Below are 21,249 nucleotides of genomic sequence, written 5' to 3'. Positions count from 1 at the left end.
ACCCAACAGAGACCGGGTGATCCCGGTCAAAGCACTAAACTGCGGCAGGCTCTTCCGAAGTAGCAACCGGCTCGGCAACGGCGACCGGCTCAGCAGCGGGCGTCTCGGTGGCTTCCGCAACCGGAGCAGCCACAGGGGCGGCAACGGGAGTCTGCGGCAGAGCCGAGCGCTTGACCTTGCTGTCACGCAGGGCCTTGATCTTCGCCAGGCGCTTGTCTTCCTCATCCGTGCGGACGGTGATGAACTTGATGACCTGCTCGGTCACACGCAGACGACGCTCCAGCTCGGCTACCTGGTTGCCTTCGATGGCGACCATGAACAGAACATAGAAACCATCGTTGAACTTGCGAACGGTGTAAGCGAGGCGACGACGCCCCATCTTCTCCACACCCTTCACTTCGCCGCCACCGGTCGTCACATAACCCGAGAACGTCTCGATCAGCTTGTCCAGGTCCGCTTCTTCAACGTCCGGCCGGACGATGAACATAATCTCGTAAGTACGCATTGCTCTCACTACTTTCTGCGAGGTTTTGCCTCGCACCATCTCGACGGGTGTTCTGCCGAGTGGCTTGGAAGAATTACTGCGTCATCATTCCGCTGGCTTAGCCTTCCCAGGAACATCCTTGGGAGGATCCGGCCTGCGGTTGAACTCATTCATTGCGGCGCTGATGCCCTTCTCCAGCACCACCTCCACCGCGTTCCGCACGCGATCGAGTACTTCGTCGAGCACCATCAGCTCCTGCTTGCGCATGGGAGCCAGCAAGTAATCCTTGCCGCCCGACTTCCTGCCATCCGGTAACGCCGGTTTCCCGACGCCGATCCGAATCCGTGTCCACTCTTCCGTCTTCAGGGTCGCGGAGATCGACTTCACCCCGTTATGCCCATTCGCCGACCCACGCTGGAAGATCTTGAACGTCCCCAGCTCGAAGGCCAACTCGTCGTAAAGAAGGATGACATCGGAAGCAATGTCTTCAATCCCGCATTCCTGAATCAGTTGGGCTACCGAAAGCCCACTCAAATTCATGAAGGTCTCAGGCTTGGCCAGCAGAACCTCCTGCCCGCCCAGCCGTGTCCTTGCCGTGAGCGCCCGGCAGCGCCGGTTCGCAATGACCACACCGCAGTCTTCCGCGATACGGTCCACAGCTAGAAATCCGGCGTTATGCGGCGTGAACTGATACTCGAGCCCAGGATTCCCCAGTCCAACAATCAGTTTCACGCCGCTCAGCCTTACTTCTTCTTCGCGTCGGCAGCCGGAGCAGCAGCAGCGTCCGTCTTACCCTTCTTCGCAACTTCCGGCTCGGTCGTGCCAACCGCGGCAACCACTTCCTCTTCCTTCATCAGGACGACGTGCGCCACGACAGCCTTCTCTTCGCCGAGGAACTTGATCGAACCCGAGTGAGGCAGATCCGAGATGTGGATCACGCCGTTCAGCTCAAGATTCGAAACATCGACGTCGAGGTGGCTCGGGATGTCGTTCGGTAGGCAAGCAAGCTCAACCTCACGCAGAACCTGCTCCAGAACGCCACCCTGCGTCTTCACGCCAACGGGGGTACCAACAAGCGTGACGGGAACCGACACGGTCATCAGCTTGTCCATCGCGATGCGCTTGAGATCGATGTGCAGGAGCTTGCCCTTGATAGGCTCGTTCTGCCAGTCCACGATCATCGCCTTGCCACCGGTCTGGCCCGTGATGTCGAGATCGAAGATGGTGTTGTGACCGGACTCGGAGTGCAGAATCTTCGTCACGGCGCGGGGATCGACGGTGACTGCCACGGGAGGCTGACCGGCACCGTAGACGACGGCCGGAATCAGGCCCGACATGCGAACGCGACGTGCAAAACCCTTGTTGAACTTGCCCTCACGGGGCGTTGCGACCAAACCTGCTACTGAACCTGCCATACGTCACTTATCCTTTCGGGCACGGAGTTGAACCGCTCCCTTTCTGCGCATCGTTGCCGTTTCAAAACAAACTACGCACCCCATACCGTTAGGTAAATAGGGTGCTGACGCTCGTCTCCATATGGATGCTCTCAATGGCGCGGCCAAGAAGACCCGCAATCGAAAGCACCTTGATCTTTTCCAACCGCTGCGCCTCTTCGCGCAGTGGAATGGTATTCGTCACGACCAACTGCTTCAGCCGTGATGCCGCAATGCGATCGATCGCCGGTCCACTCAGCACCGGGTGCGATGCGCACGCGTAAACCTCTGTCGCGCCCTGTTCCAGCAGCGCATCGACCGTCTTCACCAGCGTTCCCGCCGTGTCGATCATGTCGTCCAGGATCAGACACGTCCGGCCGCGTACTTCGCCGATCACGTTCATCACCTCGGAAACATTCATATCCGTCCGGCGCTTATCCACAATCGCCAGAGGCGCTTCAAGCTTCTTGGCGAAGAATCTCGCCCGCTCTACACCGCCCGCGTCGGGCGAAACCACTGTAAGATTCGGAAGCTTCATATCACGGAAGTGACCCACCAGCACCGGACTGGCAAACAGATGGTCGACCGGAATATTGAAGAAGCCCTGAATCTGTGCTGCATGCAGATCTACCAGCAAAGCACGGTTCGCCCCGGCACTCGTGAGAAGATCCGCCACCAACTTCGACGTAATCGCCACCCTGGGGCGGTCTTTACGATCCTGCCGGGCATACCCGTAGTACGGAATCACGACCGTAATGCGACCGGCCGAGGCCCGCTTGAGCGCGTCCATCATGATCAGTAACTCGACCAGATGCTGGTCGACCGGAAAGCAGGTCGGCTGCACCAAAAAAACGTCCGCTCCGCGAACGTTCTCGAGCAACTGAAAATGGACCTCGCCATCGGAGAAGCGCTGCAGCTTTGTTTCGCCCAGCGGAACCCCGACAAACTTGCAAATCTCCTCGGCCAGCGGCTTGTTGGCCGAGCCCGAGAAGATCTTGAAGCGTCTATCTTCGCTCAGCCGGCCGGAGCGTTTTTTCTCCGTGCCTGGCTTTGCCGTCCCTGCCGTTCCGCCTTGTTGCGGCGGGCCGACTTGGGCCTGATATCCCGATTGCGCCACGAAGGTAGCTGGCTGCTGGGCAGATGTTGAGCCCGTTACTGTCTCACTTACCTGCCCCGCGTTTTGGGGAAGAACCGCAGTCGTGTCTTGTTCGTTCACGCTTGAAACCTCCAGGCTGGTTGACCTTGATGAGTTCCTACTGCCTAACTGCTTACCGTCACCCTTGTTTTGGTGCCGTTGCTGCTCGTCGAATGCTGAATCCAATTGCTTGAAACCAATCTACGAAAAGTACATGTAAGACGTGTTGCTGGTTCTTCTTTTCTCTTCTTCGATCCTGTTGGGCTCGTTTCGCCCGGATCTCAAAAATCAAACTCACACGGCACATTGTTGCCGGCTAAAGTTCCCTGACTTGCCTATCGGCACTCTTGGCCGATTCCTTCACGCCTGTTCGGGCGGTTTGTCGATACCATCTGGGCTTCGTACGACCGACGTCTTGGCTGGGCGACTAGGATTCGAACCTAGATAAAGTGCTCCAAAGGCACTCGACTTACCATTAGTCGATCGCCCAGTACATCTCCAGGATAGCGAATCCCGAAGAAGTTACTCTGCGACCATTCTCCCCCAGTACTCCGCTCGTGGCAAGGTCTCGGTTGTGAGAGCCTTCACCCCGGAGGACTGAAGTCGTTGTTGAGCTGCTTGCGCCGCCGCCGTGGACTCGTAAAGTCCAAACAGGGCCGAACCCGATCCGGAGAGAGCAGCGTACAACGCCGGCACTTCCGTTTCAGTACCCATCAATTGACGCTTGATCTCACGCAAGGAGGGATGCTGCGAGAAGACGACCTCTTCAAAGTCGTTCTCGATCCCGGTGCGGACAAGCTCGAGAAGGGTATTCTCGGCCAGACCGTTCGCCATGCCATCCAGCGTTTTCTCAAGGAGGGGGTTGCGAACGATACCGGTGGAACCTGGCATGCTCCCTAAAGTGGAAGCGTAGACGCGGCTCAACTCACTTAGAGTATCGCGGACCGGAGGGAAAGTCAATAAGGGGTCGATCACCTCGCTCCACCCCGCAGTCTCCTCCTGCACATCGGCAGCCGCCGCCAACCCCGCCGCGTAGCGCGCGTCCCACTCTCGGAAGGCCGCCGGCGTTGAAACCCCCACGGACGGAATCGCCACGACACAAACCGTCGCCGGAAAATCAGGAGCCATCTCCACGATCTCCCCACGCCCTGTGCCCAGCACCGCTCCGCCGATCAGAAACAACGGCACATCCGACCCCACCTCCGCGGCCAGCGCCATGCGCTCCGCCTGAGGCAGCGCCTCGCCCAGCTCGGTCTCGAGCGCGATCAGCGCCGCCGCGGCGTTTGCCGACCCTGCCCCCATACCACCCTGAATTGGGAGTCGCTTGTCGATATGGATCGTCACCTCGGCGGCGACGCCCATCCGGTGCAGAGCGCCCTCGACCATTCTCCAGGCCGTATTGCGCGCATCGCAGGGCACTCGGCGATCGTTGCTGGTCAGCGTCAGCCCCGAACCTCCACGCTGTGCCGTAACCGTCACCAGATCATGCAGATCAAGCGTCTGGTAGAGCGTCACCAGACCATGAAACCCGTCCTCCCGCACCGGACCAATTGCCAGCCCAAGATTTACCTTCGCATACGACCGAACCCGTGTAGACATAACGAGCATTCTACCCGTCCGGTCAGCAACAAAAGAGTGTGGGGAAAAGCGGGAAACAGAGACAAAGACAAGAGCACTGTTTCTTCCTCCCGCTCGACGGAGCTCGCCCGAATCCTCTCTAGATCTCCACGACCCCGAGCGAAAGACAACCGAGCATTTAAGATTTCCAAATTGAGTGGACGCGGTAAGGTTCTACATCTTTGCTGTTGTTTCTTTTCCCGCTTTTTCCGCCTTTTCCCCACAATCTCTTGCCCGCTCTAGAAGATCGCGAAGTTCACATCCACGTTCATCTCCACCGTCACCGGCTTACCGTCTTTCATCGCCGGCTTGAAACGGTACTGCTTCACCGCCGCCATCGCTTTCTCATCGAGCCCCATTCCGATCCCCCGAATCACCCGCACATGCGAAGCGCGGCCATTCTGGTCGACCCACAGGTACACCAGCACGTTGCCCGAGACCTTCGCCTTCCGGGCCTCTTCGGAGAACTCCGGGTCAGGCATGAAGGTCGGTACCGGCGCGCTGACCCCGCCGCCAATCCGCATCGCTCCACCCCCGATGTTGCCCTCCGAACCAGCTCCAACACCGGCACCATCGCCTGAGCCGATCCCGGTCCCACGCCCGTTGCCCAGTGATCCCGTACCCACGATCGGCGAGTTCGGCATGCCCAGGTTTGGCATATCGTTGTTCGCCATCTTCAAATCCCTCTGCATCACCACCGTCGGCTCCACGGCGATCTTCGGCTGCTCCATCGGAGGCGCTTTCGGTGGCGTGATCTGTGTCTCGGCAAACTTCGGCATGCGTCCCTGAGCCGCGGGCGTCGGATTCGCCTGCCCCCCGCCACCGCCCGCCGTCAAAGCCTTCGGCGTCATCTTTATCGGCATAGGAACCTCCAACGTCGCCACCGCCACCGGGCGCAAAACCTGAACGACATGGCTCTTTGCCGCCCACCCGAACCCAACCAGAAGCAGCACCGCCGCGTGAGCCGCCATCGCCCATCCAAATGGACCAAATCCCCGCTCCTTGCGCACCAGCAACCCAAACGAGCCGCCGAACGCAGTCACTGACCCCCTGGGGCTGATGCCCACCACATCACTCTCGTACGCCGTCATCATCCGCATCGCGAAACCCTCCTTGACTTCCACGTCCGCCATCTCCCGCAAAACCCCGTCCAGCAAGACCTCAAAGTCGTCCGGCCGATTCGTCATCGCGCCACCTCCGCCCGTAGCCTCTGCATGGCCTCGAACCGCCGCTTCAGCTCCGCCCGCGCCCGCATCACGCGCCCTCGCACCGTCGCCTCGGGAATCCCCATCGCCACCCCCACCTCGCGGGACGTCATCTCCTCGATCGCCGACAGCACCAGCGGCCTTCGCAACTCCTCCGGCAAACCCTCGATCAACCTCCTCAGCACCGCGCGCTCGCCTTCGCCCACCATCGCATCCTCGACCGTCTCGCCCGTCGCGGCGACCTCCATCTCCGTCACATCCATGTGCACCCTCCGCGCCGCAATCCGATCGAGCCCAACACGCCAGACGACCCGCGCCAGAAACGCACGTTCGTCCGACATCTCCCGCCATCCCTCGCCGCGAAAGAGCTTTAGGAGTGCCTCCTGCACGACATCCTCCGCGTCTTCGGGGTTCCGCATCAGCCCAAGCGCAACCCGGTACAGGAACCGTCCCTGCCGGTCCACCACCGCACCGAAGGCCATCTCGCGATCCGTCACGTTTCCCGTCACACTCCTAAGACCGGAGCCACCGCAAAACCGTTCACTTTTCTTTCCACGCCTGAAATTCCAGATACGCTATCCTCCAAACACACCCACCCCACAGGGGAAATCCACTCCAAGAAGGTCCAAGCCGAGTGATCTCGATCGCCGCCATCCGTCGCCCCCTCCCGTTGGTCCTCGTCTCCCTCGCCGTCCCTCTGTTTGCGCAGACAGCAGCTCCCTACACCCCCACGACCGCGAAGCACGCCATGGTGGTCACCATCCAGCACGACGCCTCCGACGCCGGCCTCGAGATCCTTAAGCAGGGCGGCAATGCCGTGGACGCGGCCGTGGCCGTAGGCTTCGCCCTCGCCGTTACCTATCCCGTGGCCGGCAACCTCGGCGGCGGCGGCTTCATGCTCGTCCGCATGCGCACCGACAAGCACGGCAAATTGCTCAAGACGCCCGAGGCCCACTTCCTCGACTACCGCGAGCGCGCCCCCGGCGCAGCCACCGCCGACATGTACCTCGATAAGGACAAGAACGTCATCAAGGGCATGTCCACCTCGGGCTACAAGGCCATCGGAGTTCCCGGCACAGTTGCCGGACTCACCTACGCCCAGAAGACCTACGGCCGCCTCACGCTCGCGCAGGACATGGCCCCTGCCATCCGGCTGGCCACCAACGGCTTCGTCCTGTCGGCCGAAGAGACGAAGTTTCTTCAGACCAAGTACATCGAAAAGGACCCCGAGTCCCACCGCATCTATCAACGCAACGGCGACTTCTACAAACCTGGCGAGACCTTCGCACAGCCCGAACTCGCCAAGACCCTCACCATCATCGCCACGCACCCCGACGACTTCTATCACGGCGACATCGCAAAACGCCTGGCCGCCTTCGTCCAGGCCGGTGGCGGCCTCATCACAGAGGCCGATCTCGCCTCGTACCAGGTGAAGGACCGCACGCCGATCTACGGCAAGTACCACGGCTACGACATCATCACCTCCCCGCCGCCGTCGTCGGGTGGCATCGTCCTCGTCGAGATCCTCAACATCCTCTCCACGTACGACCTGCCCAAGCTTGGGCCCGACCGCTCCGCCGCCCAGATCCACATCATTACGGAGGCCTTCCGCCGCGCGTACATGGATCGCTCCGACTATCTCGGGGATCCCGACTTCAACACCATGCCCCTGGCCCAGATGGCCGACATGAAGTACGCCGACGCATGGCGTGCCTCGATCGATCCGGTGAAACCCACACCGTCCGATGTGCTCAAGCGCCCGGCCGGCTTCCTGCCTCCACCGCCCGCCGTCCTGCCCGCGCATGAGTCGCCCCAGACCACCCACTTCTCGGTCGTCGACAAGGATGGCAACGCAGCCTCCAGCACCTACACGCTGAACGCCTTCTTCGGCGCGGGCATCACCGCCGGCAACGGCCTCGGCTTCGCGCTCAACGACGAGATGGACGACTTCACCTCCAAGGTAGGCGTGCCCAATATGTTCCGTCTCATCCAGGGGCCGGCCAACTCCATCGCGGCGGGCAAGCGTCCGCTCTCGGCGATGACCCCAACCATGGTTCTCAAGGACGGTAAGCTGATCCTCGTTCTCGGCTCACCCGGCGGTTCGACGATCATCACCACCGTCGCAAACGACATCATCTCGATCCTCGACAATGGCCTTCCGGTCCAGCAGGCCGCCGACGCACCCCGCTTTCATCACCAGTACCTGCCGGATCGCCTTGACCTCGAGAAGAAGTTCCCCCGCACCGTCGCCGAACAGCTCAAGGCGGAGGGTTATGTCGTGAATCAGGCGGCCGAGTTCGACGAGAAAACCTCCGGCGTGTGGGGCGACTCCGAACTCATCGCCATCGACCCCAAGACCGGGGTTCTCACCGGCGGTCAGGATCAGCGGAGACACTTCGGCAAAGCCGCCGGATACTAAATCCTCAAGCCATCCAAGGCCCTGGCGCGACAGAACCCTGTCTGGCCGGGGCCTTTTCTTATGAACTTTTTTCTTGCAATCTTCACAGATCTCCTCTACGTTGGTTCAAATCCTTGTCCCAATCGACGGTTTTCAGGCCCTTGCCAGGCCGTCGGTCTCAGCTACGGCGGCTCACCATCCCGCTTATGCCGGCCAATGGACCCATAGTTCAACTCCTGTTTCCACAAGACTTTGCGCCTCCCAGCGCAGTGTTTTCGCTAAACATCTGTACAAACTCACGGTCCGGCAACACGTAACAAGGTTCGCTTCACAACCAGATTGAGCTTCGCCCAAAACAGGGCGATGCCCCCTTGCGTCCGCACATCTTCCCCTTGTGCGGAGATAACCCCGTTTTGCCTCATTTTTCGGAGACCATCTATGAGAAACATCCCCAAAATTCTTCTGGCGTTACTGCTCTTCGCCACAGCATCGGTACTCTCCGCGCAAACCTTCCGCGGAGGCATTAACGGTACAGTCCTCGATCCCTCCGGTGCTGGTATTCCGGGCGCTGCGGTCGTCGCCACCGCCGTCGCCACCGGCGTAGCCCACAATACCGTGACCTCCTCCTCAGGCGACTTCCTCTTCCAGGATCTCCCTCTCGGCAACTACTCCGTCACCGTCACCTTCGCCGGCTTCTCCACCGCGAAGTACGACAAGATCGCCGTCTCCGCGGGATCCATCTATACCCTCCCGGTCAAGCTCGCCCTCTCGAGCACCGGCACCATCGTCGAGGTCACTGCGTCAGCAATCGCGCTCGACACCACCACCGTCACACAAAACACAGTCGTCGACGCCAAAACCGTCGAAGACATGCCTCTCAACGGACGCGACTTCACCCAGATGATCTCCCTCAGCCCCGGCTTCGGTGGCTACTCCGGCGGCGGCTTCGGATCGCTGAACGGCACGCGCGCCAACCAGGTAAACTGGCAGATCGACGGCGTCGACAACAACGACCTCTGGCACAATGTCCCCGCCGTCAACCAGGGCGGCGTCTCCGGCATCGCCGGCATCATCCTGCCCATCGACGCGGTCGACCAGTTCTCCGCCCAGACACAGTCCGGCCCCGAAGGCGGCCGCAACCCAGGCGGCACCGTCAACCTCACGCTCCGCGCCGGAACCAACTCCCTTCACGGAACCGTCTACTACTTCAATCGCAACGAACTCTTCGGTGCCAAGAGCCCCTTCTCCGACACCAAGCAGAAGGTCCGTAACTACAACACCGGCTTCTCTGTCGGCGGCCCCTTCATCAAGGACAAGCTATTCGGCTTCCTGACCTTCGAACATCAGCGCTTCGTCATCGGCCAGTCCGGCACCGCGACCGAGCCCTCCATCGGCTGGCAGAATCAGGCCAAGGCGCTCCTGGCCGCCAACAACGTCGCCGTCAACCCGGTCATGCAGAACGTTCTCAACACCCTGTGGGGATCGAGCGTGCTCGCGCAGGATACCGTCGGCACGGTCAACAACTTCCACTCCTCCGACCCCGAGTTCGGCTATAGCTGGAACGGCCTCGCCAAGGTCGACTACAACCTCACCCCCAAGGACACCCTCAGCGCCCACTGGTTCGTCGGCCAGGGTAACCAGGTGGCGCCCGTTGGCTCGCAACTGCTCGCCTACTACGAGGTTGCTCCAATCCATGTGCAGAACATCGCCATTGTCTACAACCGCGTCATCTCCAACTCCATCACCAACCAGCTCCTCGCAGGCGTCAACTACTTCAACCAGGTCTTCAACGACTACCAGACCAACCAGAATGTGCAGAGCATCGGCTTCGTCACCGGCGCCACCTTCCCCAACGCGCCCAACATCACCATCAAGGGCTTCGATCCCGTCGGCCTGACGCCTCCCGAAGGCCGTAACGACATCACCGGACACCTCACCGACCAACTCTCCTGGGTGAAGGGCAAGCACCAGTTCCGCTTCGGCGGCGAATACCGCAATGCCCGCCTTGACGAGTTCTACCACCGCCACGCCACCGGATCCTTCACCTTCGATGGCAGCCGCGTCAGCAGCGGCTCCGGTCGCGTCAACGCCCTCGCCGACTTCCTCGCCGGTCAATCCTCCGCCGCCAACATCACCATCGGCGACCCCGAGCGCAAGGTGCTGGTCAACACCTGGTTCCTGAATGCCGGCGACTCCTGGCAGCTCAGCCCCAAGCTCAACGTCAACTACGGTATCCGCTACGACTATGAAGGCCCGCTCCACGACGGCCTGAAGGACATGTCCGTCTTCCGTCCGGAGCTGACCTCCACCCAGGGCCTCGCCTTCCAGGGCGCGCAGATCGACTCGCTCTATCCCAAGTACTACAAGAACATCAGCCCACGCATCGGAGCCAGCTACTCGCTCGACGACAACACCGTCGTTCACCTCGCCTATGGCTGGTACGCCGACACCCCGAACCTGAATCCCTTCCTCGACAACCGTCCCGGCAATCAGGCCCCCAACGGCGTCGAAGGAAACCCCGGAGGCCCGAACCCGGTCTACTCGGTAAGCGCCAATCCTGCCGCGCAGGTCGCGATCCAGTCCGGCGTTCCGATCTTCCCCTCTTCCATCGGCTACCCCTGCGCTCCCACCTCCACCTGCGGCGTCTTCTCAGTCGCGCCTAACTTCCGTCCCTCGTACAACGAGAACTACAGCCTCAATGTAGAGCGCACGCTGAACAAGTTCACCATCGCGCAGGTCGGCTACGTCGGTTCGAGCGCTCGTCACCTGCTCAGCCTCCTCGACATCAACCAGGCGAAGACGGCATCGGCCAGCCAGCAACCCGGCGGTGTCTATGCCAACGATTTCCTGCGCCAGCAGACACGCCCCTACTTCAGCACCTACGGCCAGTACAACAACATCAACCAGATCTCTTCGATCGGCACGGCCAACTACAACTCGCTGCAGGCTCAGCTCCGCATCAACGGCTGGCACCACATCACCACCCAGGCCGTATACACCTGGGCGCACAATCTCGACGAGGTCTCGCAGTACCGCGGCACCCTCCCGCAGGACAGCACCAACTTCAAGGGCGACTACGGAAACTCCGACTACGACACCCGCCACAACTTCACCGCCTATGCGAGCTATGAGATTCCAGGCTCCATCCACGTTCCTCTGCTCACACGCGGATGGCAGGTCAACGCGCTGGCCAACTTCCACGGCGGCCAGCCGTTCCAGATCTTTGCCGGCCTCGACAACAGCGGAACCAATGAAGGCCTCGATCGCCTGAACCAGGTATCGAAGGCCACCACCGGCATCCAGGGACAGAAGCCCAACGCCACTTGGATTGATCTCTCCCACTTCGTCCTGCCCGCCGCCGGCACCTTCGGCTCGCAGCGACGCAACCAGTACTACGGCCCTGGCTACTCGGATGTTGACCTTTCGGTCTTCAAGAACACGAAGATCTACGAGCGCCTCACCCTCCAGTTCCGCGCCGAGCTCTTCAACACCTTCAACCGCATCAACTACGCGCCACCCAATGTCAGCTTCGCTTCGCTGCCCAACGGTCAGTTCGACCCCTCCAACGGCAGCGCAACCCTCTTCGACACCATCGGCGACTACAACGGAGCCCCCGGCATCGGAGCAGGCGAACCCTTCAACGCGCAGTTCGGCGTGAAGATCATCTTCTAACGAAGGTGTTTCTCAAACTGGAAGCCCCTGCCCAGGTCACCGGGCAGGGGTTCTTTTTCTACCGTAAAGCTTCTGTCTACTTCGCCGCGATCCCAGCCAGCGCCAAAGGTTCCATCAGCGTATAGCCCTCTGCCGTGGGATGAACACCGTCCTTCGTCAGCCCTGCCTTCGCCGCTCCCGTGCCATCGTCCATGGCAGAGTAGTAATCCACATAGGTGAATCCTGACTTCTTCGCATACGCCTTCATCCACGTGTTAATCGCCTGGATCTTCGGCGACGGCTCCATGCCGCGCCTCCATGGATAGTCCAGCACCGGCATGATGGAACACAGCACCACCTTGATGTGGTTCACCTTGGCGAGTTCGGCCATCGACATGAAGTTCTCTTCCGTCTGCTCCACCGTCATCGGCCCGGTGTTGCCCGCGACATCATTGGTCCCGGCGAGGATCACAACAGCCTCGGGATGCAGATCGATCACATCCTGCCTGAACCGGACAAGCATTTGCGGAGTCGTTTGACCGCTGATACCGCGACCGACGAAGGGCTTGCCGGGGAAAAAGACCGCCGGATCCTTGGCCCACGCGTCGGTGATCGAGTCGCCGTAGAAGACCACGCGGCCAGCCTCATGCGCCGGCAGCGTCGCGTTCGCGTCCTTGTACCGTCCCAGCTGCGCCCAGTCCGGGTTTGGCTTCGGAGCCGCCACCGGAGCCGGTGCCGCCGTTGGAGCCGTTTGGCCGAACGCACTTCCCACACCCACCATCAAGACACACCCAAGCAACATCCTTCGCGTCATCCCAAATCCTCCGAAAAACATCGTCGCCAGTCTAACCGATCTCGCGTATCCGCTATCCTGTCGGTACAAGCAAAATCCCTAGCGACACCGGACCCCTATCACCATGCAACTTGGAATCTCGTCTCACGTTCTTCTTCAGCAGCGCCTGCACCCCACGCACCTTGACGCCTTCGCCGCCGCCGGCGCGCGTCACATCGAACTCTTTGCCGCACGGAACCACTTCGACTACACCGATCGCAACGCCGTCAAGGAGATCGCAGCTTGGTTCCGCTCCAGCGAGATCAAGCCGAGCCTGCACCAGCCCACCGACGCCGAATCCCGCTGGACCCGCCACTCCGCGCCCACACTCAACCTCGTCGCGCCCGACAAGTTTCGGCGCATCGAGGCCCAGGACGAGATCAAGCGTGCCCTCGAGACCGCCGAACAGATCCCCTTCACCACCCTGACGCTGCATCTCGGCCTCAACCACGACGCCTGGGACGACACCATCCTCGAGCACTGCCTCACCACCGTCGAACACCTCAAGGCCTTCGCTGGCCCCCTCGGCGTAAAACTTCTCATCGAAAACCTCTACAACGACGTGGCCACGCCCGCGCACCTGATGAGCATCCTGAAGATCGGCCACTTCGACTCCGTCAACATCGCCTTCGACCTCGGCCACGCACACCTCGCACCCAACCAGCCCCTCGACGGCATCGAGCCCGCCCTCAAGCTCATCAAACCCCGCATCGGTGCCCTCCATCTGCACGACAACGACGCCAACACCGACCAGCACCTGTGGCCTCTTACTATGGAGAAGGGAGGCATCGACTGGGCCAAGGTCCTGCCGCAGCTCCCCACCAACGTCCCCGCCATCGTCGAGATCGCCCACGACCCACCCCTCGACATCGACACCATCGTGACGAAGTTCACAGCCACCTTCGACACCATCCGCAGCCTAGAAGACGCCGCAAGCGCCTAGCAGAAAAGTCGGGCATCCCACATCTCGCTGCTGAGATGTGGGATGTCGCCTCGAAAACTACCGTTTCTCCGACTGTTGCGCGGCCACCAACACATCCAGCCCCGAACTCGTCGTCGAAGCATCCCCCGCAGCATAGGGACCCGCCCAGTCGACCCCTAACACCCCGCCCTCGCCGCGAGCCTTTCCCCAGACCGCATCCGCGTTCCGTCTGATGAACCGTTCATACGCCTCCTCCGGATGAGTCCTATCCAGCTCCCCCAGGTTTCGCGCGAAGATGCCCTTAAACTGCGTAGCATCCTCTCCGCACTTCGCCGGCTCGCACCCATCCCGCATCACACCGTCCTGATCCGAAAGTCCCGCAATTGCCGCCAGAGCGATCCTCTTCGCCGAAGCCTTCAGCCACGCGTCCGGATTTATCTGCGCAAGCTCAACCAGCCCACCCAGCACCACACCCTGGTTATAGCTCCACGTCTTCTGCCCATTGCTGCGGCAGACCTTCGTGGCGGGATCGATCGTCAACCCATCATTGACCAGCCCTTTCTCGTTGATCATCCCCGAAGCCGCAAACCACGCCCACTCCCGGTCCGCCCATTTGCGATACTCATCCTTCTTCCCGGGGACTCGATTCGCCAGATGCGCCGCGGCCGAGAGAAACAACTCATTCGCAATCGCGTTCTTGTACTTCTTCTCCTTGCTCCACCAGATCCCACCCGAGCAGGTGTCATCCCAGGACGCCGCCATGTCCGCGAAGATCGACTCCCCCATCGCCAGATACGCCTTGTTCCCGGTCAGGTCATATGCGTCGATCCACGCCAGCGCCCACCATCCCTCATCGTCGTAGTACTCGTTCAAGAAGCCAGGAAACTTGTTCTGTGCCATGACAAACGTGTTGGTGAGAACCGGCAAATACTCCTTCGATCCGAAGACGCGGCTGTAGTCGACCAGCGTCGTGGTGGCGTTGGCAGAGTTCCACCAGCCCGTGGTCTTGTAGAGACCAGAGGGCGTGTCGTACCAGCCCTGCAGGGTCTTGATGCTCTGCGTCGCACGCGCGGTATCGCTCTGTGCCAAACCACTCGCTCCACTGGCAAGGAGCACCAAAATAAGCCAAAGTCCACGACGCATGAAATCCCTCCGGTTCCGAAGATCATCCTAACGAATCTCCCCGCTCGTCTTTACGTCCGCGAGAAACACCTTCGCTCCGGCTGCGGTCAGGTGGTTCGCATCAAAGCCCATCGGCATCCCGGGCGCAGCGTAAACTGGACAGCCTCCCGCGCAGACATCGTCGAAGAACGAGATGTACTCCACGCCCCAGCGATCCTTCGCCATCTGCTTCATCCGCAGGTCCATCGCGCGCGGCCATCCGACTTCCTGCTCGTGAGCATCCGCGCCCATGGCCAGCAGACGAGGCAACGCGATAGCGTACTCCACACTGGGACCGAACAAGATCACGTTCACATGGTGCGCCCTTCCGTAGGCCACCAGCGCCTCCGCATCCGGCAGGCTGCCCTCGGTCCAACGATACGAGACCAGCAGCGCGTCCACAGGATGGTGCGGGAGCCAGTCTTCGAAGATGAAGCGCGACATCGCTCCGCATGCCTTGGGAGCAGTATCCATCCCGGCGAGGATGGGGCACTCCGACATGTTGACCTGCGACACCTCGAACTCCGGAAAGACAGCGGCAAACCCAGGCCAGAGATGCGCCGCGTGACTATCGCCGACCAGAAGAAGATGCTTCTTGCCCTCCGAGTAAGGAAGACAGGCCGTCCGATCGAGCATCGACACCGTGGTCAGCAGAGGCCCAAACGCGCATCGCCCCCAACGATCTTCGTCATGGTTGTCATAGTCCAGATACCGGGCCATCGCGACGGTTTCAGCGGAGAACCGCTTTGGCGCACCCTCGCTCCTGACAACACCCGCCGCAAGCAGAAGGGCCACTCCCGCGAACGCTCCGCTACCAAGAAATAGCCTCCCCCGCGAAGGCCAAAGCCGCCCCGCGCGCACTGGCCTTTCGACAAATGCCCAGGAGAGAACGGCCACCACAAACGAGATCGTGAAGACGAAGCCGACGGCGCGCCAGTCATCTTCGTGCCTTCCCGTCAGCAGGTGCGCGTAGTCATAGAAGACCTGCACGGGCCAGTGCCACAGGTAGAGCGAGTAGGAGATGAGACCGACGAAGACCATGGGGCGCAGGCTAAGGAATTGCCCGACAAACGACGTGCCTGTCTCACCCGCCGCGATGATCAGCGCCGCCCCCAGGCATGGCGGCAAGGCTCCGAGGCCGGGAAAGGAGGTCTTCGCGGTGTAGAGCAGGCCCGTCGCCAGGATCATCGCAAGACCTGCACAGGCGGCAACATTGCGGCCCGCGCTGGTGCGGATCGAAGGAACGTAGGCCTGCGAGACGAGGATGCCGAGAAGAAGCTCCCAGGCGCGCAACGGAGCGAAGTAGAAGGCGTCCGAGGGCAGATACAGCGTCATGCCACATGCGGCCACGAAGCTCACGACCGTCAACCCACACACCCATCGTTTGAAGGCCGTCACGCCCAACCGCCGGCCCGCCAGAAGAAGTAGAGGAAAGCACAGGTAGAACTGTTCCTCCACGCCCAGCGACCAGGTATGCAGCAAAGGCTTCAGCTCGTTCGGCCCGTCGAAGTAACCCACCCAGTTCCAGAAGACCACGTTCGAGAAGCCGAACAGGGCTCCAACCATCGACCGCGCATACCCCACCATCTCCGACGGAAGAAGATACTTCCACGCGAGCAGAGAGGACACCGCGAGCATGACCGCCAGAGCCGGGAAGATGCGACGGATTCGCCGCTCGTAGAAGCCTGTGAGCGAGAACGTCCCATCCAGAATCTGAGGCATGATGATCGAGCTGATCAGGTACCCCGAGATCACAAAAAAGACATCCACACCGACAAACCCGCCGCTCAGCCAGCTCACCCGCAAATGCCGCCCCACCACTAGCAGTACGGCCACCGCACGCAACCCATCCACATCCGGTCTGTAGCCCCGCGCCATCCGGCGAGTCTACCAGCCTGTCCTGCCGCCTGCGGCAGAACCGTTGGTCAAGAACAAAATTCCACGCCGACCAACGGAAGGCCCACGCGAAGCAGTAAAAAAGCATGTGAACGCCCGCCCCGCGCACAGCGGGCCCGTCCGGCAGGACAGGCAGTAAACTAGCAAGGCTATGTCAAACCTAACCACCATCGCCACCATTGGCTCCCACGAAGGCCAGACCATCACCCTCCGCGGCTGGCTCTACAACCTCCGCGCCTCGGGCAAGCTGCTCTTCCCCATCTTCCGCGACGGCTCCGGCACCATCCAGGGCATCGTCCCCAAGGCCGCCGTCCCCGAAGAAGTGTTCGAGACCTTGAAGAGCCTCACCCTCGAGTCCAGCGTCATCGTCACCGGCAAGGTCCGCGCCGACAGCCGCGCACCCTCCGGATACGAGATCGACGTCGAGAACGTCGAAGTCATCCAGCGCGTCGCCGACGAGACCCCCTTCCCCATCCAGCTCAAAGAAGCAGGCGTCGACTTCCTCATGGAGCACCGCCACCTCTGGATCCGCACCCCCCGCCAGTCCGCCATCCTGCGCGTCCGCGCCACGATCATGCGCGCCGCCGCCGAGTACTTCGACACCAACGGCTTCACCCGCACCGATCCGCCAATTCTGACGCCCGCCGCCTGCGAAGGCACCAGCGAGCTCTTCGAGATGGACTACTTCGACGAGAAGGCCTACCTCACGCAGTCCGGCCAGCTCTACATCGAGAGCACCGCCCTCGCCCTCGGAAAGGTCTACAGCTTCGGCCCGACGTTCCGTGCCGAAAAATCCAAAACCCGCCGTCACCTGACCGAGTTCTGGATGATCGAACCGGAAGTCGCCTTCTGCGAGCTCCCCGAGCTCATGGAGCTCGCCGAAAACTTCATCTCGCACATCGTCCAGACGGTCCTCAAGCATCACCAGGCCGACCTCAAGGTCATTGGCCGCGATGTCACCAAGCTCGAGACCATCCAGGCCCCGTTCCCCAAGATCAGCTACGACGAAGCCCACCAGATGCTCGAAGACGCCTTCGAAAAGGGCCTCATCGAGAACCGTCACACCTACGGCGACGACTTCGGTTCACCCGACGAGACTTACATCTCCAACCAGTACGACCGCCCGGTGATGGTCCACCGTTACCCGGCCGCGGTGAAGGCCTTCTACATGCAGCCCGACGCCGAAGATCCGACAAAGGCTCTTTGCGTGGACGTGCTGGCCCCCGAGGGCTACGGCGAAATCATCGGCGGAAGCCAGCGCGTGGACTCGTACAACCTCCTCCGCCAGCGCATCCTCGACCACAACCTGCCCCTCGAAGCCTTCGAGTGGTACCTCGACCTCCGCCGCTACGGCTCCGTCCCACACTCAGGTTTCGGCATGGGCATCGAGCGCGCCGTGGCCTGGATCTGCGGCCTAGACCACGTCCGCGAAACTATCCCCTTCGCCCGTACCCTCAACCGCATTTATCCTTAGCCCGATGAATCGCTATGAACAGCAAGGCGACCCAAACCGCATTGATGAAAGCCAGCCCCCGCCCACCCCGGTCCGAGGCTGGCTGCTTTTCTTTTGCATCCTTTTCGCAATCGTCCAACCAGCACTTGTCATCCGTTCCTTTTCCTACCCTGTGATCTCCTCATAACTGTCATTCACGTCTTTCTGCTCCTTGCTGTCTTCGCGAGCGGATTCTTGACGTGGTCCAAATCACCATACGCCTTTCGCGGTCTCCAGCTTATGCTCGGAGTTCGCACGCTACATGCCTGTTTCCAGATATATTTGGGCGTGCTTAGCCTGAGCGAGCGTATGCCGTCCGAGTTCTACATGCAAAACTTCATCTCTTCCGCCACAAACCTGGCTTCAGTCTTGCTCATCTACTTCTACTTCCACCTCTCCACACGGGTCCGTGAAACTCTCGGGCGCAATCTCTAATCTCTTGACGCCCAGTCGTATAATTTCTCTATGGCAGAGCCGAAGAAAAAATTCGAGCGCATTCTTCTCATGACGGATGCTGATCGCGCCCACCTCGCCGACTGGGAGCAGGCTGCTGACGCTCACATGGCGCGCATCATGGTCTCCAAAGAAACCGCGCTTCAAGACCTCGTCGATGCAGGAATCTGTGATCCCGACGGCCAACTGAGCGAGCGTTACCGCGGCGTTGCATAACCTATCGGCCTCATTCATCCTCGGCTATCATGGCTGCGACGCCGCAGTCGCTGAGAGGCTTCTGCGCAACGAGCCTTTCCTTCCCTCAACCAATCAGTACGACTGGCTGGGCACCGGCATCTATTTCTGGGAAGCCAACCCCCTTCGCGGTCTGGAATTCGCCACCGAAACTGCGGCTCGGCGTCCCGATCAGATCGAGACGCCAGCCGTCATCGGAGCTGTCATCGATCTGGGATATTGTCTCGACCTGACCACAAGCCTAGGACTGCGGGAAGCTGGGTCCGCCTTTCTCCGCCTTCGGTCGGCCCTCGAACAGGCCGACTCTACCATACCGAAGAACCGCCCGGAGCTCTTCCTTCACGACCGCGACTGCGCCGTCCTCAACTATCTCCACTGGATCCGCAAAGAAGAAGGCCGCCATGCCTTCGACACTGTCAAAGGCATCTTCATCGAGCAACCACTCCTCTACGAGGGCTCCGCCTTCGGCACCAAGAACCACATCCAGATCGCTGTCCGCAATCCCGCCTGCATCAAAGGCGTATTCCGCGTGCCCGATATGCACCTCGACCCACGCGTTTAGCCCTCCCCCGGCAGATGCATCGACATCCCCGAAACCTCCGTCACCTGCACCGCAAAGCACCCATCCACCAGCACCAACTCCCCGGTAGCCACCGTCCGTCCCCCAGCGATCACCTCCACTGTCCCCACCAGAGGCCGGTCCAGCGCCACCACCTCGCCCACCTTGATATTCAGAATGCTCCGCAGCGGAAGCGTCGTCGCCCCGATCCGCAGCATCGCATCAACCGACAGATCCTCCAGCGCATGTTCCATCACAGAGCCCCCGCCGTCTGATCGAATCCGTTGATCCTCACCCCCAGCCTGTCCCCCGCTGGCTCGCAGCTCACAAACGCCAGGAACACATCCCCCACCCGCAACGACACGTCCTGCGAGATCTGCCAGTCCGAGCGCAGCAGCGTCCCCGGCTTCATCGCCAGCAGCTCCTTCAGCGACATCCTCGGCAACGGCACCTCCACCGAAAGCCTCGCCTCCACCTCCGCATACGCTCCCCATCGCTCCTTCGAGAGCGGACTCCCCAGCGCAGGCACCGCCTCCCCCTGCAAAGCCAGTGCCATCCTCCGCACCTCCGACGTATCCAGCCCATTCGCCGGCCACGCCGCGTCTTCGTTCCCAAGCCTCATCTCGTCGCTCATACTCCTGCCTATGCAACTCCCCTGCCAAACCTCTCAGACCTGTCTAAGAACTCCCTCACCCGTTTGGCAGACAAAATGCTTCCCCCTCGACATGGCCGAAGAACTGGACCAAAACGCAATCAACAACCTCTTCCGCGCCGCCGCCGCCGAAGCCGAGGCCGCCCGAGCCGCCGCCCCAGAATCCAACGCCATCAACTTCGGCCGCCGCGCCTCCATCTCCGCCGAACAGATGCAGATGCTCGTCTCCGTCAACCAGATCTTCTCCCAGTCCCTCGGCATCACCCTGTCCGCGCGCCTCAACGCGCCCGTCACCCTCACCATGGTCGCCACCGAGCGCTCGCTCTACCACAACCTCCTCGATACCATCGACCTCGACGCCTCCTACCTCGCCCAGTCGCGCTTCCGCGCCCCCGACGCCCGGTCCCTCATCGCCATGGACCTCGCCCTCGTAGAGCCCCTCGTCCACCTCGCCCTCGGCGGTCTCACCACCATCCCCCCCACCCGAACCCCACGCGAACTCACCCAGATCGACACCGCCATCATGGAGATTCTCATGGGCATCGTCTGCACTGAGATGAACCTCATGTGGGCGCCCTTCGGCCTCCAGGCGCTCTACGACGGACGCGTCGTCCCCATTCACGCCCGCCGCTTCTACCCCCAGTCCGAGTACGTTCTCTCTTTCACGTATGAGGTCCACGTCGGCGACCGCACCGGCTCCCTCCAGATCGCGCTCGCCACCGTCATCGCCTCCGCTCTCCTCCGCGAGGTCGACCGCCGCGACCACGAACGCGTCCAGCCGCCCGCCACCCGCAAACTCCTCCAGGACCGCATCGCTGCCCTCGGCGTCCGCACCACGCTACGCCTGCCGCCGTTCAAGGTGCTCGCCTCCGAAATCCTCAACCTGCAACCCGGCCAGCTCCTCGAATCCTCACTCCCCACCACCACCCCATGCCTCCTCGGCATGTCCGACGGGCCCCTCTGGGAGGCGCAGCCCATGCTCGCAGACGAGCGCATCGCCGCCAAACTCATCCGCCCACACCCCCCGTCGCTCCCGCAGCGTTAGCCACCACGTCTTGGGCATCAATTTTCGCTGCGTTAATGTGTCTCATCGTGTAGCCTCGTCGAGAAGGGCACGGCAGGAGA

19 protein-coding genes and 1 tRNA gene are annotated in these 21,249 nt (G+C 61.4%); 7 read left to right on the top strand and 13 right to left on the bottom strand.

Features of this window, described 5'->3' with window-relative positions:
- Positions 1 to 34 precede the first annotated feature (34 nt).
- The 8 genes from rpsF to BM400_RS07885 all read right to left on the bottom strand — a co-directional run bounded on the left by rpsF (position 35) and on the right by BM400_RS07885 (position 6,371).
- Positions 35 to 505 (bottom strand): 30S ribosomal protein S6, encoded by a 471-nt coding sequence (gene rpsF / locus BM400_RS07920; RefSeq protein WP_089838250.1) that lies wholly within the window; start codon positions 503 to 505, stop codon positions 35 to 37.
- Between the two features lie 84 nt (positions 506 to 589).
- Positions 590 to 1,216 (bottom strand): aminoacyl-tRNA hydrolase, encoded by a 627-nt coding sequence (gene pth / locus BM400_RS07915; protein ID WP_089838247.1) that lies wholly within the window; start codon positions 1,214 to 1,216, stop codon positions 590 to 592.
- Between the two features lie 11 nt (positions 1,217 to 1,227).
- The gene (locus BM400_RS07910; RefSeq protein WP_089838244.1) at positions 1,228 to 1,899 is read right to left on the bottom strand and encodes a 50S ribosomal protein L25; all 672 of its coding nucleotides are present in this window, start codon (positions 1,897 to 1,899) and stop codon (positions 1,228 to 1,230) included.
- 88 nt (positions 1,900 to 1,987) lie between these two features.
- On the bottom strand, positions 1,988 to 3,238 hold the full coding sequence (locus BM400_RS07905) for a ribose-phosphate diphosphokinase (RefSeq protein WP_425432389.1): 1,251 nt from the start codon (positions 3,236 to 3,238) through the stop codon (positions 1,988 to 1,990).
- Positions 3,239 to 3,468: 230 nt separating this feature from the next.
- Positions 3,469 to 3,542, bottom strand: a tRNA-Gln gene (locus BM400_RS07900).
- A 32-nt stretch (positions 3,543 to 3,574) separates the two neighbouring features.
- Positions 3,575 to 4,651, bottom strand: a complete 1,077-nt coding sequence (locus BM400_RS07895) for a 4-(cytidine 5'-diphospho)-2-C-methyl-D-erythritol kinase (protein ID WP_089838239.1) — start codon at positions 4,649 to 4,651, stop codon at positions 3,575 to 3,577.
- A 257-nt stretch (positions 4,652 to 4,908) separates the two neighbouring features.
- Positions 4,909 to 5,856: an energy transducer TonB gene (locus tag BM400_RS07890; RefSeq protein ID WP_245781748.1), complete on the bottom strand. Its 948-nt coding sequence runs from the start codon at positions 5,854 to 5,856 to the stop codon at positions 4,909 to 4,911.
- Entirely contained in the window at positions 5,853 to 6,371 is a 519-nt protein-coding gene (locus BM400_RS07885; protein WP_245781747.1) for an RNA polymerase sigma factor, read from the bottom strand. Before BM400_RS07885 ends, BM400_RS07890 begins: the two co-directional genes overlap by 4 nt.
- 137 nt (positions 6,372 to 6,508) lie before the next feature.
- On the opposite strand from BM400_RS07885, the gene ggt reads away from it, so the two are divergent.
- Both ggt and BM400_RS07875 read left to right on the top strand, forming a co-directional pair.
- Positions 6,509 to 8,293: a gamma-glutamyltransferase gene (gene ggt / locus BM400_RS07880; protein ID WP_245781746.1), complete on the top strand. Its 1,785-nt coding sequence runs from the start codon at positions 6,509 to 6,511 to the stop codon at positions 8,291 to 8,293.
- Positions 8,294 to 8,710: 417 nt separating this feature from the next.
- A complete protein-coding gene (locus tag BM400_RS07875) occupies positions 8,711 to 11,944 on the top strand; it encodes an outer membrane beta-barrel protein (RefSeq protein ID WP_175528922.1) in 3,234 nt (1,077 codons plus the stop codon).
- A gap of 76 nt (positions 11,945 to 12,020) precedes the next feature.
- Here the strand turns inward: BM400_RS07875 and BM400_RS07870 are convergent, their stop codons facing one another.
- Positions 12,021 to 12,737, bottom strand: coding sequence for an SGNH/GDSL hydrolase family protein (locus BM400_RS07870; protein WP_089838234.1), 717 nt, complete (start codon positions 12,735 to 12,737; stop codon positions 12,021 to 12,023).
- A gap of 103 nt (positions 12,738 to 12,840) precedes the next feature.
- On the opposite strand from BM400_RS07870, the gene BM400_RS07865 reads away from it, so the two are divergent.
- Positions 12,841 to 13,698, top strand: a complete 858-nt coding sequence (locus BM400_RS07865) for a sugar phosphate isomerase/epimerase family protein (protein WP_089838232.1) — start codon at positions 12,841 to 12,843, stop codon at positions 13,696 to 13,698.
- Between the two features lie 57 nt (positions 13,699 to 13,755).
- On the opposite strand, the gene BM400_RS07860 is transcribed toward BM400_RS07865, so the two are convergent.
- Positions 13,756 to 14,820 (bottom strand): glycoside hydrolase family 76 protein, encoded by a 1,065-nt coding sequence (locus tag BM400_RS07860; protein WP_089838229.1) that lies wholly within the window; start codon positions 14,818 to 14,820, stop codon positions 13,756 to 13,758.
- Positions 14,821 to 14,847: 27 nt separating this feature from the next.
- Positions 14,848 to 16,716 carry an acyltransferase family protein gene (locus BM400_RS07855; RefSeq protein ID WP_089838227.1) on the bottom strand — a complete coding sequence of 623 codons (1,869 nt, stop codon included), beginning with the start codon at positions 16,714 to 16,716 and terminating at the stop codon, positions 14,848 to 14,850.
- Positions 16,717 to 16,885: 169 nt separating this feature from the next.
- Here BM400_RS07855 and asnS point away from each other — a divergent pair, with 169 nt between their 5' ends.
- The 3 genes from asnS to BM400_RS07840 all read left to right on the top strand — a co-directional run bounded on the left by asnS (position 16,886) and on the right by BM400_RS07840 (position 19,475).
- Complete coding sequence (gene asnS, locus BM400_RS07850) at positions 16,886 to 18,208, top strand: asparagine--tRNA ligase (RefSeq protein ID WP_089838226.1); 1,323 nt, start codon at positions 16,886 to 16,888, stop codon at positions 18,206 to 18,208.
- 483 nt (positions 18,209 to 18,691) lie between these two features.
- Entirely contained in the window at positions 18,692 to 18,895 is a 204-nt protein-coding gene (locus BM400_RS07845) for a hypothetical protein (RefSeq protein WP_089838224.1), read from the top strand.
- Entirely contained in the window at positions 18,888 to 19,475 is a 588-nt protein-coding gene (locus BM400_RS07840) for a hypothetical protein (protein ID WP_089838222.1), read from the top strand. Before BM400_RS07845 ends, BM400_RS07840 begins: the two co-directional genes overlap by 8 nt.
- On the opposite strand, the gene BM400_RS07835 is transcribed toward BM400_RS07840, so the two are convergent.
- Both BM400_RS07835 and BM400_RS07830 read right to left on the bottom strand, forming a co-directional pair.
- Entirely contained in the window at positions 19,472 to 19,726 is a 255-nt protein-coding gene (locus BM400_RS07835; protein ID WP_089838220.1) for a FliM/FliN family flagellar motor switch protein, read from the bottom strand. The two genes, BM400_RS07840 and BM400_RS07835, sit on opposite strands and share 4 nt — an antisense overlap.
- Positions 19,726 to 20,106, bottom strand: coding sequence for a FliM/FliN family flagellar motor C-terminal domain-containing protein (locus tag BM400_RS07830; RefSeq protein ID WP_089838218.1), 381 nt, complete (start codon positions 20,104 to 20,106; stop codon positions 19,726 to 19,728). Before BM400_RS07830 ends, BM400_RS07835 begins: the two co-directional genes overlap by 1 nt.
- Positions 20,107 to 20,197: 91 nt before the next feature.
- Between BM400_RS07830 and BM400_RS07825 the strand changes: the two genes are divergently transcribed.
- The gene (locus BM400_RS07825; protein WP_175528921.1) at positions 20,198 to 21,169 is read left to right on the top strand and encodes a flagellar motor switch protein FliM; all 972 of its coding nucleotides are present in this window, start codon (positions 20,198 to 20,200) and stop codon (positions 21,167 to 21,169) included.
- The last annotated feature ends 80 nt before the right edge of the window (positions 21,170 to 21,249 follow it).

It is taken from the genome of Granulicella pectinivorans (genome assembly GCF_900114625.1).
Classification (GTDB): domain Bacteria; phylum Acidobacteriota; class Terriglobia; order Terriglobales; family Acidobacteriaceae; genus Edaphobacter; species Edaphobacter pectinivorans.
Note: the sequence above shows the minus strand (reverse complement) of the source record. Positions and strands in the feature narration are given on the sequence as shown.

Bases quoted from the DNA above. Each gene is read 5' to 3' on its own strand.
- rpsF (WP_089838250.1), bottom strand. From the start codon at position 505: ATGCGTACTTACGAGATTATGTTCATCGTCCGGCCGGACGTTGAAGAA.
- BM400_RS07910 (WP_089838244.1), bottom strand. From the start codon at position 1,899: ATGGCAGGTTCAGTAGCAGGTTTGGTCGCAACGCCCCGTGAGGGCAAG.
- BM400_RS07895 (WP_089838239.1), bottom strand. From the start codon at position 4,651: ATGTCTACACGGGTTCGGTCGTATGCGAAGGTAAATCTTGGGCTGGCA.
- BM400_RS07890 (WP_245781748.1), bottom strand. From the start codon at position 5,856: ATGACGAATCGGCCGGACGACTTTGAGGTCTTGCTGGACGGGGTTTTG.
- BM400_RS07875 (WP_175528922.1), top strand. From the start codon at position 8,711: ATGAGAAACATCCCCAAAATTCTTCTGGCGTTACTGCTCTTCGCCACA.
- BM400_RS07870 (WP_089838234.1), bottom strand. From the start codon at position 12,737: ATGACGCGAAGGATGTTGCTTGGGTGTGTCTTGATGGTGGGTGTGGGA.
- BM400_RS07865 (WP_089838232.1), top strand. From the start codon at position 12,841: ATGCAACTTGGAATCTCGTCTCACGTTCTTCTTCAGCAGCGCCTGCAC.
- BM400_RS07860 (WP_089838229.1), bottom strand. From the start codon at position 14,820: ATGCGTCGTGGACTTTGGCTTATTTTGGTGCTCCTTGCCAGTGGAGCG.
- BM400_RS07855 (WP_089838227.1), bottom strand. From the start codon at position 16,716: ATGGCGCGGGGCTACAGACCGGATGTGGATGGGTTGCGTGCGGTGGCC.
- asnS (WP_089838226.1), top strand. From the start codon at position 16,886: ATGTCAAACCTAACCACCATCGCCACCATTGGCTCCCACGAAGGCCAG.
- BM400_RS07845 (WP_089838224.1), top strand. From the start codon at position 18,692: ATGGCAGAGCCGAAGAAAAAATTCGAGCGCATTCTTCTCATGACGGAT.
- BM400_RS07835 (WP_089838220.1), bottom strand. From the start codon at position 19,726: ATGGAACATGCGCTGGAGGATCTGTCGGTTGATGCGATGCTGCGGATC.
- BM400_RS07830 (WP_089838218.1), bottom strand. From the start codon at position 20,106: ATGAGCGACGAGATGAGGCTTGGGAACGAAGACGCGGCGTGGCCGGCG.
- BM400_RS07825 (WP_175528921.1), top strand. From the start codon at position 20,198: ATGGCCGAAGAACTGGACCAAAACGCAATCAACAACCTCTTCCGCGCC.